14 protein-coding genes are annotated in these 16891 nt (G+C 65.1%); 12 read left to right on the forward strand and 2 right to left on the reverse strand.

What is annotated here, in order from left to right; genetic code table 11:
• Nucleotides 1-368 precede the first annotated feature (368 nt).
• From VF092_18025 to VF092_18060, 8 genes are read left to right on the forward strand one after another with little or no spacing between them, the layout of a single operon-like run.
• Nucleotides 369-878, forward strand: coding sequence for a helix-turn-helix transcriptional regulator (locus tag VF092_18025; GenBank protein ID HEX6749200.1), 510 nt, complete (start codon nt 369-371; stop codon nt 876-878).
• Nucleotides 879-917: 39 nt separating this feature from the next.
• Nucleotides 918-2057: a DNA adenine methylase gene (locus VF092_18030; protein ID HEX6749201.1), complete on the forward strand. Its 1140-nt coding sequence runs from the start codon at nt 918-920 to the stop codon at nt 2055-2057.
• Entirely contained in the window at nt 2054-4288 is a 2235-nt protein-coding gene (locus VF092_18035) for an N-6 DNA methylase (GenBank protein HEX6749202.1), read from the forward strand. Before VF092_18030 ends, VF092_18035 begins: the two co-directional genes overlap by 4 nt.
• The gene (locus VF092_18040) at nt 4281-4877 is read left to right on the forward strand and encodes a hypothetical protein (GenBank protein ID HEX6749203.1); all 597 of its coding nucleotides are present in this window, start codon (nt 4281-4283) and stop codon (nt 4875-4877) included. Before VF092_18035 ends, VF092_18040 begins: the two co-directional genes overlap by 8 nt.
• A complete protein-coding gene (locus tag VF092_18045) occupies nt 4870-6036 on the forward strand; it encodes an AAA family ATPase (GenBank protein HEX6749204.1) in 1167 nt (388 codons plus the stop codon). The genes VF092_18040 and VF092_18045 overlap by 8 nt, the downstream gene beginning before the upstream one ends.
• Nucleotides 6033-7316: a hypothetical protein gene (locus VF092_18050; GenBank protein ID HEX6749205.1), complete on the forward strand. Its 1284-nt coding sequence runs from the start codon at nt 6033-6035 to the stop codon at nt 7314-7316. Before VF092_18045 ends, VF092_18050 begins: the two co-directional genes overlap by 4 nt.
• Nucleotides 7317-7327: 11 nt before the next feature.
• Complete coding sequence (locus VF092_18055) at nt 7328-8143, forward strand: hypothetical protein (protein HEX6749206.1); 816 nt, start codon at nt 7328-7330, stop codon at nt 8141-8143.
• Nucleotides 8144-8198: 55 nt separating this feature from the next.
• Nucleotides 8199-8438: a hypothetical protein gene (locus VF092_18060; GenBank protein ID HEX6749207.1), complete on the forward strand. Its 240-nt coding sequence runs from the start codon at nt 8199-8201 to the stop codon at nt 8436-8438.
• A gap of 628 nt (nt 8439-9066) precedes the next feature.
• On the opposite strand, the gene VF092_18065 is transcribed toward VF092_18060, so the two are convergent.
• Nucleotides 9067-9771 (reverse strand): hypothetical protein, encoded by a 705-nt coding sequence (locus VF092_18065; GenBank protein HEX6749208.1) that lies wholly within the window; start codon nt 9769-9771, stop codon nt 9067-9069.
• A 249-nt stretch (nt 9772-10020) separates the two neighbouring features.
• Between VF092_18065 and VF092_18070 the strand changes: the two genes are divergently transcribed.
• On the forward strand, nt 10021-10272 hold the full coding sequence (locus VF092_18070) for a helix-turn-helix transcriptional regulator (GenBank protein ID HEX6749209.1): 252 nt from the start codon (nt 10021-10023) through the stop codon (nt 10270-10272).
• Between the two features lie 286 nt (nt 10273-10558).
• Here VF092_18070 and VF092_18075 read toward each other — a convergent pair whose 3' ends face one another.
• Nucleotides 10559-11299, reverse strand: a complete 741-nt coding sequence (locus VF092_18075) for a hypothetical protein (GenBank protein ID HEX6749210.1) — start codon at nt 11297-11299, stop codon at nt 10559-10561.
• A 632-nt stretch (nt 11300-11931) separates the two neighbouring features.
• On the opposite strand from VF092_18075, the gene VF092_18080 reads away from it, so the two are divergent.
• From VF092_18080 to VF092_18090, 3 genes are all read left to right on the forward strand, one after another.
• The gene (locus tag VF092_18080) at nt 11932-12585 is read left to right on the forward strand and encodes a thioredoxin domain-containing protein (protein ID HEX6749211.1); all 654 of its coding nucleotides are present in this window, start codon (nt 11932-11934) and stop codon (nt 12583-12585) included.
• A gap of 82 nt (nt 12586-12667) precedes the next feature.
• Nucleotides 12668-12886, forward strand: coding sequence for a hypothetical protein (locus tag VF092_18085; protein HEX6749212.1), 219 nt, complete (start codon nt 12668-12670; stop codon nt 12884-12886).
• Between the two features lie 238 nt (nt 12887-13124).
• Nucleotides 13125-16673, forward strand: a complete 3549-nt coding sequence (locus VF092_18090; protein ID HEX6749213.1) for a carboxypeptidase-like regulatory domain-containing protein — start codon at nt 13125-13127, stop codon at nt 16671-16673.
• The last annotated feature ends 218 nt before the right edge of the window (nt 16674-16891 follow it).

Raw genomic sequence — 16891 nt, forward strand, 5'->3', positions numbered from 1 at the left:
AGGAAATCAGTCGGAGGCCCTTCGCCGCGATCGAGGACGCGAATCGTCCCCGAGCCAATCCTCGGCTTCTCGCCAGTTTCCTCGATTACCTCGTCGCGGGTTGCAGAATCGAATGGCGATAGCGCGGGAAGTTCGAATACGTCCTGCTAAATGCAACGCATCAGATTCGCCGCGCTCTACTCGCCCCCCCACGCCGTCGCAGGGCACCGGCGGGGGCGCCGACGGAATTCTGGTCTTGCAGTGCAACAACGTGGCGTACACCTCCGCGCCACTCCATATTTGAAGTGAAGCGATAGCACACACTCAAACCTGTTGCCTGGTATTTGCAATGCATAAATTTCCGTGCATCTGCAAAGGAGTTGACTCCGATGTCAAACGATCCCGTCCAGGTACGTGCACGAATCAAAAAGGCGATTGAGAGGAAGCACGGGCCCATCACGCCCGGGATCCTCCGCCAGGTTGCAGCTAAGGCCCGAATCGCTGAAACCACATTGAGCCGGCTTCTCCGCTACGAGGGGGTGAAGGCAACGAAATCACCCAGGCCGTCTACGATATCGGCCATCGCCTTCGCGCTCGACGTCAGCTCGAATTTCCTGGAGACCGGTGTCAAATCAGTACAGAAGGAGATTCCGTTCGACCTGCAAGCTCGTTACGCCGAGCCTCCGAGTGACGACCCCGTAGACAGCCTGATGAACGTGGTCAGCGGGATTCGCGATCTCCCCAAGGAGACGAAGACGAGAGCCTGCAGAGACGCCGTCGACGCCATCCTCGCAGCCGTTGCACAGGCAGGAGTGATGATGCCGGCGGCGGCGTACCTCTCGATGATGCACCTCGATGCAATGCAGCGCAGGGAACCGACGAAGGCCCGAGCGCTGTAGCCGGTGTCTCCCCGAACATTAACCACGGATCTACTACATATGCCAGGCACATCGACCGCCCGTTCCAAGCGCACCGTCTCAGACTGGGCGGCCCCGCGCGGACGTGGTGCGAGCGCACGCGATATCGGCTCCAGCATCCGCTACCTCGGATCTAAGGCCCGAGTCGCCGGCGAGATCCTGCGGATCGTGGGCCCTCCGCCCAACCCGGGCTCATCCTTCGTGGACGCATTTGCCGGGACCGGCATCGTCGGCCGCGAGGCTGCAATGCAGGGCTGGTCCGTGCGCCTGAACGATCACCTCCTGTGCTCCAGCATCATGGCCGCGGGTGTGCTCGTCTCATCTTCGGAAGCAGCGTTCGATCTCTTCGGCGGGTACGCCGCAGCCGTTCGGATCTTGAACTCCTCCACGCCGGAGCAAGGTTTCCTCTGGCGCGAATACAGCCCTGCTTCCGCAGCCTTCGCCCCGGTCACGCGCACCTACTTCACCGAAGAGAACGCCGCGTTCATCGACGGCGCGAGGAAGTTGATCGCCCGCTGGTCCGCTGCCGGGTTGCTCACCTCGGCCGAGGAGCGGCTGCTCATCGCTGATTTGCTTGCCGCAGCGAGCCGGGTGGCCAACACGGCGGGGACGTTCGGTTGCTTCCTCCGCGAGTGGATGCCAAACGCGCTTCAGCCTGCCAAGTTGGTGACCCGCGATCTACTCTCCCACACGGGGAGAGTCGAGGTCCTCAACACGGATGTTCATAAGGTGCCGATGGGCCCTAGCGACGTGGCGTACTTCGATCCGCCGTACACCAAGCGTCAATACGCCGCGTACTACCACGTACTGGAAACCATCGCCCATGGCGACGAGCCGGTCGTTGACGGCGTGACAGGTCTCCGGCCATGGCGGGCGAAAGCCTCCGACTTCTGCTACCGTTCCCGCGCCCTGACGTCGATAAAGCGGCTGGTGGACGGGTGCTCAGCCCAGAGGATCCTTCTCTCCTACAGCTCCGAGGGACATGTCGACCTCGACAGCCTTCGCGTCGCGCTCGCGGGGCTCGGGGATCTGAAGGTGCATGCGCTCGGCGAGATCGGACGGTACGCACCCAACACCGAGGCGCGGCGCGCGGGGTCGACGGTGAGCGAGTACCTGCTCGAACTGAATAAACCGGAGGGGCGGTTGGAGCAGGCAGCGTGAGCGCGCCGAGGACAGTCGAGGAGAGCCTGCTCCAACCCGCCGAGCGGCTTCTCAACCGCATCACGTCCGGAGCGGGCGCCGAAACTAACCAGGCTCGCATCTCAATCCTTGAGGCCGCAGCCAGCCGCCTCGGCAGCTTCAACCTCTCGGGCTACCGGAGCATCGCTGGCGCGCAGCGACCCCTCTCCACCTCCGCATCGCTTGCGGCTGCGGACCAGCTCGTCACGAGTCTCCTCCGTCTGCCTTTCCATCCCTCCCTAGCGCTGACGGCACTCGCCCGGCCTGTACTCGGGACGTTAGATCGAAGAAAGACCGGAGCATACTACACCGATTACCGGCTCGCCCAGTATCTCGCCAGCCTCGTCGCGAGGCGAGAAGACCTCACCGTAATTGATCCCGCGTCCGGGACCGGCATCCTCCTAGTGGCCGTCGCGCTGCGGCTCTGCGGCAGCAACAGCGGCGCTCGATCCACCTTCGTGCGGAGGTGCGTGCACGCAGCGGATCTTTCCGAGGAAGCACTCCAGGGAGTCGCGCTGGCGCTCGCGTCCCTTACGTCGGACCTCGGCGCGGTCGAGGAGATGCTCCCGCGGCTGAAACGGACCGACAGCCTGCTGGATGGCCCAGCCGCATGGGCCAGGGAAGCTCCTGAGGGGTTCGGGCTGGTGATCGGCAACCCACCTTGGGAAAAGCTCAAGGTTACGCGCCACGAATTCGACGCGGCGAACGGCGCGGCGGTTCACTATGGGGCGGACCGGTTTTCAGACGCCGATGCCTCTCCCGCGCTCGCGGAGGAGAAGGAAAGGTTGGTGGCCTATCGCGACCAGGTTGCCGCCGGTCTCACGATGCAGGGCTCTGGCGAATCCGACCTCTACAAGGCCTTCCTGGAGCTCTCGCTGCAGCTCGCGGCACCAGGCGGGGAAGTCGCGCTTCTGCTCCCGGCCGGCCTTATCCGGTCACAGGGCACCGGGGAACTGAGGAAGTCGCTCTTGCGTTCGGCGTTGCACCTCGGCCTGACCATCTTCGAAAACCGGGCGAGGTTCTTCTCGATCGATACGCGCTTCAAGTTCCTCGCAGTCCACGCGGTGAAGAGTCAGGACAGGCCGGGGCGTTCACTCACCCTGACGCACGCGTCTGCGACCGACGGCGAAATTCGCGCAGCTCCGGCGATCCGCATCAGCCGCCCCGCGCTCGCCGTCGTCAGGCCCGACCTTTCCGTTCCTGAGCTCCGAAGCCGCGCCGAGTGGCGGATGTTCCGCCGGATGGCACGCAACGGCAGACCGTTCGGCGCGGACGACGCCATATGGAAACCGAAGATCGTACGGGAAGTAGACATGACGCGCGACCGCGCGCTCTTCGCCCGTACGCTGGCCGACGGCCGCTTTCCACTGGTGGAAGGACGCATGGTCCACCAGCACCGGTTCGGTGCGAAGGCGTACGTCTCCGGTACAGGTCGAAGGGCGATCTGGTCTCCCCTGCCGCCAGGCACCGGCACAGTCGCACCTCAGTTCTGGATCGACCCGGGAAAACTGCGGAAGGCAGTTCGACTGCGGTGTGAGCAACCTCGAGTTGGCTTCTGTGACGTTACAGGGCAGACAAACGAACGGTCGATCCTCGCCGCCCGAATTCCTGCGCGAGTCGTGTGCGGGAACAAGGTCCCGACGATCACGTTCGACAATCCCCGGCTTTCCGCTTCCGAGCGCAATGCGCTCGGCTACCTCTGGCTGGCGACTGCCAACAGCATAGCGTTGGACTGGTTCGCGCGGCGTGTGATCACGACGTCAGTCAACTACTTCCTCCTACTGGCGCTGCCATTCCCGGATTACGATCTCGACAGCCTCGCCGCTCAGCGGCTGGTCTCGCTGGCTCGTCAGCTCGAACGGGCAGACCAGCAGCTCGGGCAGCCGGATCCATGGGCCTTGGCCGAGCTGCGCGCCGAGATCGACGTGCACGTGCTCACGGCTTATCGGCTCGGAGTTCACCACCTGCGTCTGATGCTGGATGATTTCCCACTCCTAGACCGTGCGCAGCCACCACTCGAAGGCGAGTCGCGGTCCACCGTGACTCGCGATCTGGTGATGGCGAGGGCTGCGGAGCTCGCCGGCAGTGATCCCGGCGAGCACGGACGACGCGCCGCTCTGGCGAGGGCGCGCGGCGCAATCCCATACTTCCCCTCCGAGTTTGGCGTATTCGACCCCATTCCAGATGAGGAGGACGAGGTCAATTATGGCTGAAGCCGCGACGCAGGATGACAGGCCGCAGCGCATCTACTTCCGTGTGTTCACCGAGGCGGACGAGAAAAAGCGACGTGCGGAATCCAACAGATCGCCGACGGGTGGTGGAGCGCGTGATATCCGCATGAACCACGAGCATTTCGGCCCGATCATGGAGAAGATGCTGCCGAATCGGCTGCGGGTGATGCGCAAGCGTGAGGGTGCCCGGACGCAGATCGAAATCTATGCAGGGCCTCTTCACTACCCGGTCAAGCCCGATGAGCCGGAAGGAGAGGAAAGAACGATGCAGATTGAATACGAACCTCCAACTACGGCACGGGGCTCGGAAGGACGTATCCCGCGGATTCCCAATATCCCGTCCCTAGAAAACCTCCCGGAGGGCGACGTCGGCCTGATCTTTCTGCTCCTGATCCAGAACGCCCGGGGTGAACTCCGCGCACACTATGTGACCGAGAGTTCGCTTCGAACCGAGGGCTGGCACCCGGAGGTCGTGCAGACGATCCTGAACTGCGTGACGTCAACACGCCGCAACCGCATCGCACAGGGCTACATCGACTTTACGATTGGCCGGAAGTACTGCCATGCCTGATGTGCCGGCGCTCTCACAGCAGGCCCGGGAAGTTCTGCGCCTACTCAAAGACCAGCACAACGTGTTGATATCCGGCGCACCCGGGACGGGAAAAACGCGGCTGCTGGCCGAGGTCTCCCGTGCGTTCGAGTCGCCTCCCCAAGCGGCCGCAGTGCCGCCCTACCGTCGAACTGGCGTCCTGCTGCCAGCCGCGGCGCTTCCAGGAGAGGACTGGCTTCCGAGCCCGGACCGCACGCGAAGGGTCTTTCCTACCGTTTTCGACCAGAAAACCAAATACCGCGACTTCGTGCGTGGGCTTGTTCCCTCCGTCGCAGCTGCCGGGGAGGAGGCGGGCGTGCGGTTCCGCGTCTCCAGCGGCACGCTCTACCGGGCGAGTGAGCACGCGCGGAGCGGCACCGGTGCATCTCTGGTTACAATCGATGAGATCAACCGCGGGCCTGCGGTACAGGTGTTCGGCGACACCATTGTCGCCATCGAGTCGGACAAGCGTCTTGGGTCGGACGGCGAGAGGTTGTTCAGCACCCAGCAATTTGAGGTCATGGGAGACGACGGCGAAGCCAAGCTGTACGAACTCCCCCACCACCTCTACTTGCTGGGAGCCATGAACCAGGCTGACACGTCGGTCGAACCGCTCGACGTGGCGTTCCAGCGGCGTTGGGCACCGTACCACCTGGTTCCCGACCCGGTGGTACTGCTTAAACACTTCGGGCTCGATGCGTCAGCCGAACCAGAGACCGTTGGCGGTAGCACGGGAGACAATGGCCTCCCAGAGGGCCCCGTGTCCGCGGCAGACGTGTATAGGGCGGCGACGCGTGCATGGCTCCAGGTCAACCGGCGCATCGCACTTGGCCGTGGTCGTGACTTCCAGCTCGGCCACGGTGTGTTCATGGCACCCGCGCCTCCACCCCCAGACGCTGCTCCCGGCGCAGCCCTCGACTACGTAAGCCGCGGATGGGCGAAGGTCCGAGCCCACGTGGACGAGGTGTTCTTCGGCGACACGCGCGCGATCGCGGCCGCTCTCAACGTGCAGGACAATCCCGAGCACCCGTACAAACTGACGTCCGAGGCTTTCGCCGGCGAGCGCATGCTCCAGCTCCAAGAAGCGCCCTTGACCGGTACCGACCTGTATCGACTGCTCCGGGCGGTAGGCGCGCGGTGAACGGGTCCGGCCTGCCGCTGAGGCTCGCCTGCACAGAGGGCGTTCCAGAGCACGGCTTCATCGGAGCTGCCGTGCGGCTCGGCGCCATGTCTGCCGCGGAGGTGCGGGAGTCGATCAGGTCGACGTCCGATCGCCTCCGCGGTCTGCTCAGGATCAAGAACGCGCTCTCCGTTACCGGTGAAACGCTGCTTGTCCGCGACTGCGCCGGTCTGATCCGGATCGCGCCAGGGCTCGAACTCGAGGTCGCTCCGAAGTTCCTCGGCGCCAACGAGCCATCATGGCGAGAGGACTTCTTTCTCATTGCATCCGTCGTTCGCACGGGAGCGATCCTTCCGCGCGAACGGCTCCGCGCCGAATCGGCCGACCGGGGCGACCTGGCGAGTCTCGTCGGGCGAGCGATGGTGACGATGTACGAGGATAACCACCGCCGGCCGTTACGCACCTATCATCGCAAGACGTGGCACGAGTTCGCTGCCGACGGGGAACCGGATCCTGAAGACCTGATCCTGCCGGACCCCGATGGGTTCCGGCAGGAGGGCATCTTTCTCGATCGGGAGAACCGCTACAATGCAACGATCCGCGACGCTGCGCGGAGGTTGCTCCCCGAAATCCGGAACCCGGCCACACGCGTTCAGCTCACGCGCGTGGTGGAGGCACTCTCTCCTCAAGGGGCGCCGCGGAACTCTCCTCGTCCGCGTGTGGTCCCGTCACGACACCGTCGTTGGCAGCAGATCTACGACATTTCCCTCCAGGTTCTGGAGGGGCTCGGACTTGGCTTACGCCCGGATTTGCTTCACTCCCCTGGCTACGTTCTCAGAACCTGGTTCGCCTGGGAGGAGCTCCTCAGTCGGGCGTTGCAGTTAGGCTTGGGTGAACATCATGTGAAGGCGAAGGTCTCCTACCCGCTCGGCGTGCGGAGCGGCAAGCGCATCGTGGTCACGCCCGACGTAAGCTACCGACGCGACGCGACGGTGCTGATCGATGCCAAGTACAGAGCACGACGCAAGGACGCTCGTACGCGAATCGCACGGGCAGATGCTTACGAGGTGCTGGCATTCATGCAGGCCGCAGGCGCGAAACGCACTGTTCTGTTATACCCACGCGTTGCACGTGCGGAAGTAACCAATGACCCTCCTGGGAGCTGTCGGCGGTTCGAGAAAATCCAGGTTGGAGAAGCGCAAATCCTCGGTTTGGAGGTCGAGTGCCGCGGGATCGCGGCGTCGGGGTTTCATATGTTCGCGGAAACACTCACACAGTCGGTCGAGCCGTTCCTCGGTTAGCAGAGCGAACCATGGACCCCGACAACTTGGCCGACCTGATCGCGAGAGACGCGGGACTGGGAATTCCCGAACTGGAACCGAGGGACTACGCAGTCCTGCTCCTCCCGGACCTTGACTATGACGCGCAGCTCGTCGCCATTCGGGAGCTGCTCGCCGGGCAAGCTGAGACGGAGAAGGTGCTCGCCCGCCGACTTCGCAACCTCGAAGAGGATGCGCGCAGCCACGTAGGGCTGCATAGCCATCAGGCGCTCGACGAGTGGATGGAACGAGTCCACGCGTCGGTATATCAAGATGCTGCCCACAGCATGGCCGCTGTGGGAATGCTCGCGCCGTTCGCGGAATCGCTCTTCTACCAAGTGTTCATACGACTCGGCAAGATGTGGAGCGAGTCGGCCGTACCTCTGCCGCTGCACCCACGATTTCACCCAGTCGGGGAAAAGACGTGGGATTGCCACTTCGTGCCGTACAACAACGGGAAATGGGGCAAGGACTTGCCCGTCGGGATCAGGCAACTGGCTGACGCGACGGGACTTACATCCGTTCTACCGCGGGATCTCTGGCTTCGGCTGGCGGCGCTCTTTGGCTACCGCAACAAGATGTTCCACAACGGCTTCGAGTGGCCATCAGAGCAGCGCCGCAAGTTCGCGGAGCGCGCCTCGAAAGAGTGGCCGCCTGAGTGGTTCAGATGGGCCACGAGTGGAGGAGAGCCGTGGATCGCGTATATGGAAGAGAGCTTCGTCAGGGATACGCTCAAGAGCCTCGAGGGTGTGCTCGAAGGGCTTGGCAGGTTTGCCATGGACCTGCACGTGCGACTTGCCGCCCCATGACGTGGCGAAGCACGACGTCTACTAACTGCGTCATGAGCTTGGGCGCGCGACGCGCGTGCTCATCACAGCGGAAGAGGGTACCGATCTTCCGTTCGACCAGCAGATGATTCCGTGTTTCTTCTGGAGGGAGGCCGACGGCGACGCGGAGCGGCAGGAGAGGCTAGTCGAATTCTGGGCGAAATACGTCGACCCAATTGGTTCGCTGATCGCGGGAGAGAAGATATCGGGCGACTACATCTCGCCCGACATCGAGGTTTCTCGTCTCGTCCCGCCGGCATACAACGCGTCCTGGTGACCGATACGCCGCGCGATTGCCGCAGCGATCTCGGTCGGCGCCACCTCTGAGAGATCGAATCCGGCGTTCGCCAAGCCGTGTAGAATGCTCGAGACCAACCGCCCACGGTCGATCGATCGCCCGTGGCGCATCCGCGAACGCATCCGCCCGCCTTCCACGTACTCGAATGCGCGTTGATCAAGCCGGATGCTCGTGCGGGCACCAGATCCGGAACGCCTCGGTTCAGCCGGTGTTTCCTCGAGATCAGGCCAGATCCTGTCGTTCAAACCGCCCTCCTCTCTGGACGTCGTTCCGAGCGGTTCGGGAACAAGCTGTTCTTCCGCTTCAGGCGAACTGCCGCCCTCTCGAGTAGTCATTTCGGAATCAGTTGCCGTGCAGGCGGGGACCGGCTATCCAGCCGATGAACAGCAGCACAGAGTAGTGGCGCAAAGCGCGTCCTCCAGCAAGAATTACCTATGCGCTCGCACGGATCCCGAGTTCGCGCGGCGAGCACGCCCGGAGGGAAGTAAACGTCCGACTCAGAGCAAGCGACTCGTGCGCGAGAACGCGCACGAGTCGCTGGTCACCACAGAAGATCTTCGACCGGGATCCTGGCACGGGGTTTCACAAAGAGCAGGCCCAACCGTGATTACCTCACCCGGAGCGTGTAGCTCCCCGTTTCCCGCTGTGCGCCGGACGCCACTCCGACGCGGATAACGTAGGTGCCGGGGGCGAGTTGGGTAGCGATGCGGCCGGGCTCGCCGGCGGCCATGGCGTCGGCGACCGGCTCGCCGGTGCGTGTGAACAGCGCAAGTGTACCGGTCACACCCGGAGACTCGAGGGAAAGGGCGACGCCACGGCGAGAGGAGACGTTCAGCAGGTAGTAGTCGTGGCGCCGCAGATCGTAGCGCATCATCGTCGGCAGGAGGCAATCCTCCACGCTCCACTCGCCGGCGACAACGCCTGATGTCGGGAGCGGCTCCAGCTTTGGACACCCCTCGAACCCGGCCGCGTCCGTGGAGCTCCGGAGCGTGTACCTCCCGAATGCACGTCCTCCACCGCTCGACTCGGTGCGGTTCTCCACCTCCAACCTGTATGTGCCGGGCTGCACCTGCGTCGCGAGGGTCGCAAAAGAGTTCACGAACTCGTCCGCCTTCACCTCCACTCCGTCATCGGTCAGTAGGCGCAGGTGGACCTGCATCCCGGGCGCCTCGACCACTGCCTGGATATCTCTCCGGACGTCCGTGCGGAAGCGCCAGAAGTCCGTGGGCTGGCGCATGCCGGCGTTCAGCGTGAAGCAGTCGGAGACCGTGAACTCCCCCGCGGCCGCGGTACCCGGCACGTAGTCCGCCACTTGGCCGCAGCCAATAGCTTGGCGCGCGGGGGATGCCTGCGGATCCGTGAGTTGGTCGGTCTGCTGCGCGCGAGCGGAGGTGGTGGTGACCACGAGAAGGGCGGCGTGGGCGACGAGCAAACTACGCATGTGCTACAACCTCTGGGGATGGCGGTGAAGCAGTCATAAGCGCGCTTTCAGGCTCAGGTACTCCAAAATGTAGCGTATACCTTATGGTGCCGGGCGCGCCGAACCCGGTAGCGTGGGCCCATGGCTCACGATCCTGGCGTTCCCGTCGGTCCCGCTCTTCGCAGGTTCAGAAAGGAACGAGGTCTTACGATCGAGCAGACCGCGTCGCGTGCGAAGCTGCACGCGGTCTACTACGGGGACGTCGAGCGCGGAAAGGAGAACCCGACCGTCAAGGTGATCGACCGAGTCCTCACCGTGCTTCGACACAGCTGGAGCGAGTTCGGCGCAGCGGTCGATGAACTGAAATCCGAGCCGCTGCAGGATCTCGATTAGGCCGCGCCAAGCCCATGCCTAGGCCGTTCTCAGTCGTCAAATGTAGCCTATACACGATATAGTACCGCCGTCATCTCCCTCCGTCAACGCGCGACCATCCCCACATGTTCTTCTTCACCAAAGGCGAGGTACGGCGGACGGAGAGCGATCCGGCTTCGTTCTCGCGGTCGTGGCGTTGGCGCTCTCCGGGGCGGGCGGTGAGGACGTACTCGGGCCGCGAGTCCATCACATTGTTTGACCTTCGGCCCACGGGCGCACGCGCTCCAGCCGGATCCCGCGCTGCTCGTCAATGTACTCCGGTCGAATCCGTAGCAGTCTTGAAGATTACCACCGGCTTCACGTTTGTCGTCTCAGGTTCGGCAACCAGCTGCGCCGGTAGCTCGAACCACGGCCCGGTCCACCAACGCGGGAACGTCTGCTGCCGCTGGTAGAAAAACGCGACGCCCTGACGGCGGAAGTACGTCCCCCTGGACGGCAGCAGCAGAGGAAGCCCGTTCGAGGGATCGTATCTCGGGAATTCGGCTTGCCCGCCGGCCGCCTCGTCGGGGGCCGGCGTGTGGAAGCGCCAGTAGACGCGCTCCACGGTTGTGTCCGCACGCAACACCATGACGCCGCTCAGATACGGCTTCGAGCGATACTGAGATCGCGAGCAGAAGGCCAGCGCGAAACCGCCGTCCGACGTGCTCATCGAGAGTGCACTCAGGCGTCCGAAATCCGCGCTCACGAAATGCGTCGCGAGCTCGGCTTCGAGCGGCGGATAAGCCCAGGCGGCCCACGTCTGGGTCAGATCGGCGTTGACGCCCGGCAGGATGCGCGCGTACCCGTTTGTCGCGATCTCGCGCGACAGCTGCGCCCGGTAGGTCCCCCCCATGCCCCTGCTGCCGCGGCCCACGCGGGGCGCGATGGAGAACTGAATCAGTCGGTGGTCGCCGTCGCGGCGAATCTCCTGGGTGTTCCACCCGGAAGTCGTACCGTCCAAACGGGTCGATACGGCCGTATCGAAGCGCAGGAACTCGGGGTTGGCCACGTACCCCGAGGAGGTCGACAACTCGGCGGCCCAGACGGAAAGAGAGTCCGCGCCATCCGCGTATTTCGACCGAAGCCTCTCCCACACTCCCCTCGCCCGCGGGTCGTCCCGCGAGGCACAGTCGCCCCGGCTGGCCTGCGCGAGAATTCCCGGAAGCTCGCGCGCGACGCGAGTCGTGTCCGACGGCCGCCCCCGCGTCTGACCCGAGGCGAGATCCGGGTAGAACCACCCCAGGCTACCGGCTAGGATCGTTGCCGAGACGCGAACCAGCGCACGTCGTGCCACCGCGCGCGATGCACCGAGGAGTCTCCGGTCCTGTTCCCGGCGCCGGGGCTCAGTTCCCGCTGGCGTACGGCTGATCTTCATTCGCAGAATGTCTGGCCGGGGGTGCTGGCCTGCGGTTGGCGAGGGGCACGCGACGTTCCAACCTCCTGTGTGTTCCACAAGATAACCTGACAGACACCTCATGTTCAATCCACGGGGCGTGGACGCGGGTGCACATTATCTTGTCGTGTAACCCTCCCTCAGGAGCGCTCGTCGGTTGACGGATGGTCCTGGAGCGGGTAACCTCAAGTCGTCCCATCAACTCTCTTCCCGCCGTCAAAGCGCCGCATTCCCGCGTTCTTCCCGCAATGAAGTCAGAAGCCCTTCTGAACGTGGTGCTGGTCGTCCTCGCCGTTTGCGCTCTGACGGTTACCGGCCTCGTGGTCCGGCGAGAGCTCATTTCGGCCCCGGACGACCAAGGCGCTCCCGAGCCGACGAGGGTCGCGGACTGGCAGGCGTTTGCCGCGGCCGGACATCGTCTCGGCGCTCAGCGTGCGCGTGTCACCATCGTCGAATTCTCCGACTACCAGTGCCCCTTCTGCAAGCAGCTCTACGGTCGGCTGGAGGAGTTCCGGAAGTCCCGGCCTAACGTGGTCGTGATTCACCGCCAGTACCCGCTCGATGGGCATCCGCAGGCCCGTCCAGCCGCCATGGCTTCGGAATGCGCGGCCGAACAAGGTCGGTTCGAGCAGATCCAGAGCACCCTATACGCGCGACAGGATTCGCTCGGGTCCGTCCCGTGGGAGAGCATCGCCGCCGCGGCGGGCGTACCCGACCTGACCCGTTTCGATCGGTGCATGCAGAGCGGAAAATACTCGGCCGCGATCCAAGGCGACGTGGACGCGGGTCATCAGCTGGGAATCCGGGCCACACCCACCCTGCTGATCAACGACATGAAAGTCGAAGGCGCGCTAACGGACGAGGCCCTTGCACACTACGTCGACGCGGCGGCACGCAAGTGAGATCGACGGCCCGCACCTCGGCGGGCCCTTCGCAGCCCTCCAGGCTGCGGCCTTTCCCAGTCTCCCGCACCGGACGGTGGAGATGAAAAAGAAGCTGATCGCGTGTTTCATCGCGGCAGGCATCACGATGGGCGGCTCGTTCTACCTGGCATCTCCCGCCCACGCGACCTCGATGTTCGGTTGCCCCGACGGGTGGTGGAAGGCGTGCGGGAGTGCGCCGGCGGGGTGCTACATCTCGGCCAGCTGTGTCGTGGGCAACGGCGGCACGCCGTTCGTCACCTGCACGGTGGTCTGCAGCTAGGCCCGCGCCGAACCGTGCGGCGCCCGACGGGAGGCTCCCGGCCGGATTTCACACGGCCGGGAGCCTTCCCGCGTCCTGGCGCGCGTCGGGATGTACATTGACGAAATTCCGTGGTGCCGCACCCATGACGAGATACCCGTTGTCGACGAATCCCGGCCGATCTCCATTGCGGACCGAACGCCGCTGCCGATGCGTGAGCGACATGCCTCCCCGTCGTGCTCACGGCGCTGGATTCCTGATGCTCCTCCTGATCCTCTTGGGGGCGGCCGCACCTGCTCGTGGCTGGGCCCAGGTCCGAACGGACCGGATCGAAGGCATCGTGATCGGCACCGGAGCGCAGCCGATCGCCGGCGCGACGGTTCTAGTCGTCCGCGCTCCGGACCGGCAGTCGTTCACCGGGACGACGGACGCGAGCGGAGGTTTCTCAATTACGATTCCGCAGGGCACGGGCGACTATCTCCTGCATGTCTCGGCTCCGGAATGGAACAGCTACCGGCAGCGCGTTTCGGCGACGGGTGACGGTCCACTGCCCAGGCTGGAGATCCAGCTCACGCCGGTCGTGGTGAACCTGGCACCGGTGGTCGCTTCGACCCAGCGCCTGAAGCCGCAGCGGAGCCAAGGGATCATCTCCGAGACGGGTGCGGCCGAGCATCCCGCTGCCGGCGTGGTTGGGGCCGTGAACTCGGCGCACGCTGGTAACCTGGCGAGCGTAGCCGCCACCGTCCCCGGGGTAACGCCGACTGCAGACGGGTTCGCCGTACTCGGGCTCGCCGGACAGAACCAGACACGGCTGAACGGATTGGACTTCTCCGGGGCCGAGATTCCGCGAGACGTACGCACGCGTACACGGGTCGCAACCACCACGTACGATCCCGCACGGGGCGGCTTCGGCGGGGCAGAGGTCTCGGTCGACCTCGCTCCCGGTGGCGGGTACACGTTCCGGCGCGCCCACGTGGGCGGCGACATTCCCGGCCTCGGCGGGAACTCCGTCTTCGCCGCCCCCCGGACCGGTGGTGGGCTGCGGCTGAGCACGGGAACGGAAGGCGAGCTTCCCGGCCGGTTCAACTACAATGCGGGCATTCAGATAACACGCGAGTCGAGCGGCGCGTACTCCATCGCGGAACTTCGGAGGCAGCTCGTCGGATCTGGCCAGGCGTCGCAGGCATCGGTCAACGAGCTGGGAAGCACGCTCTCCGCACTCGGGGTACCGTCGCTCTCCGGCGCGGGCGCGGCGCTCTCGCCGGTCCGCGCTACCTTCCTCGGGCGGATCGACCACGATCCCCGGAGCGACCGCACCTGGGGAGTGGTCGCGTACCTTGACCACTCTACTGCGAATGCTCCCGGCCTGAGCGTGGCAGCGCCTGGCCAGGGCGGCCGCCGCGAAGCATGGAACGGAACTCTCCAGGGCACGTACTCGTTCTATTTTGGGCGCGAGTACCTCAACGAAACCCAGAGCGCCATCTCGTTCCGGCGCTCCGCCGTGACTCCGGTCTTCGCAATTCCGCGCGGCATCGTGGCGCTCGCAAACGACTCCGTGCAGGACGGGGCGGGCGCATTCGCGTTTGGCGGCAACTCGCTCCAGGAAGGCCGAAACCGCTCGTGGACCTGGGAGACGACGAACACGACCCAATGGTACACGGCTGGCAGCCGCCACAAGCCCAAGCTCTACACGCAGCTCCGGGTGGATGAGGATTCGCGCTCCGCGGGCGGTGACCTCCTGGGCACGTTCACCTATCCCTCGCTCGCGGCGCTCGCCGAGGACCGGCCGTCTTCGTTCACACGCGTGCTGAGTGACGCGACCGCGTCCGGCGGGGAGGTGAGCGGCGTGGTTTCCGTAGGGGACCTCTGGAGAGTGAATCCCTCCCTTCAACTGCTCTACGGGGCGCGTCTGGAGGAGAGCTGGTTCACCGCGCGACCCGCATTCAACCCGCAGATCTCCTCACTCTTCGGCGCAAGGACCGATCGCGCGCCCGGCGGTGTGCACGTGAGCCCCCGGATCGGGTTCACGTGGGCGTACACGCCCGGTTCTCCGCCTGCACCCGACCAGCGCAGCGTCCTCGGAACACGGGTCCGCGCGCCGGTGGGCGTGCTCCGCGGCGGATTCGGCGAATTCCGCCTTCTCCTGCCCGCCGACCTCCTGGCCGGTACGCGAGTGTTCACTGGCCTGCCGGGGGGCGCGGAGCGCGTGCGGTGCGTCGGACCCGCGGTGCCGACGCCCGACTGGGCCGCGTTCCTGGCGGGGGCGCCCCTTCCGTCAACGTGTGGAGACGGAAGCCGCTACGTCGATACCGCGCCCAGCGTAGAACTTTTCTCCTCCAACTACTCGGCCGCGCGGAGCTGGCGCGGAAACCTGGCCTGGACCTCACGGCTCCTCCGGAGGGTGGACTTCACCGTCGAGGGCGTCTACTCGCTGAACCTCGACCAGTCCGGAACGCGGGACCTGAACTTCCGGGGGGAACCGCGGTTCACCCTGCCGGCGGAATCGGGCCGGCCGTTCTTCTCGGATCCCGCGGACGTAGATCCCGCCACGGGAGCGTCGTCAGCGGCGAGCAGCCGGATCTCGACTCTCTTCGGTCCCGTCTCGGAGCACCGGTCGGATCTCCGCTCGACGAGCCGCCAGGTGACGCTCACGCTGACCCCCGATCTCAACTTCAGCGACTACTTCTTCAGCGTCTCCTACACCCTCGCCGATTCACGAGCCCAGGCCCGCGGGTTCGACGCACCGACCGCCGGGAACCCTTCCGAGCGGGAATGGGCACCCGGCGACTGGGACGTGCGGCACCAGGTGATCGTGCAGGCCGGAGTGGACGTCCCGGACTGGTTCTCCTTCACCCTCTTCGGGCGCATCTCCTCGGGCCTGCCGTACACGCCCGTGGTAGCCGGTGACGTCAACGGAGACGGGTACGCCAACGACCGGGCCTTCGTCTTCGATGCCGGTCGGCACGCTTCACTGGCCACCCTGCTCCAGGGCGCACCGGCTGGAGCAGCGGCCTGCCTGCGGAAGCAGATCGGCCGGATTGCTGAGCGGAACAGCTGCCGCGGACCTTGGAGCGCCATGCTGAACGCTCGGCTGCAGGTTGCTCCGCCGCTGCCGCACACCGCCCGCAGGGCGACGGTCGCGCTGGAAATCGCGAATCCCTTGGGCGCGCTCGACCAACTCGTCCACGGCGGCGACGATCTCCACGGCTGGGGAACGCAGCGCAGCGCGGATCCGGTGCTCTACACCGTGCGCGGGTTCGACCCGTCCACGCGGGAATTCGATTACGCGGTGAACCGGGGATTCGGGCGTTCGAAGGCAAACTTGGGCGATCCGTTCCGCATCTCATTCGACGTGAGCATCGACCTCAGTCGTCCGCTCCCGGAGCAGCAGATGGAGAGGTCGCTCAAGAGCGCGCACGGGCGGCTGCCGGCCGATTCTCTCCTGCGGCGGTATGCCCGCAGCGTTCCGGATATCTACGACCAGATCCTGATCGAGAGCGACTCACTCCTGCTCACGCCCGCGCAGTCCGCAGCTCTCAAGGAGGCGCAGAAGGCCTACCGCTCAAAGCTCGACGTCGTCTGGCGGTCGCTGGTGGATTACTTGGCGGCGCTACCGGAGCACTACAACGGAGCGGGGGCCCTCCAGCGTCAGGAGGCGGCGCTGGACAGCGCGTGGGAGATCTCCAGGCTCGAAGGGGCTACGATCAAGAGCGTCCTGTCGCCTCTACAGCTACAGATGGTACCAGGACAGGTTGGTTTCCTCATCAACTCACCGGGGCCGGTCCACATTAGGACGTACATCCAGTGATGGCTCGGCCGGACAATCGAAGACAAGGTGCAGCGACGAGGCGAATCAGTGGACCTCAACGGGCACGAATGCCGGAGCACTTCCCGGTTCTCCCGCAGGTGTATCGGTGCTCAAGGGCTCAGCGCGGGCACATACCATTCCGTGCTGACCGCACCACCGCCGACCTCGACGGCGGCGACATCACCACAGCGCACGTGGCCGAGGCAATCCAGTATCGC

It is taken from the genome of Longimicrobium sp. (assembly GCA_036377595.1).
Lineage (GTDB): Bacteria > Gemmatimonadota > Gemmatimonadetes > Longimicrobiales > Longimicrobiaceae > Longimicrobium.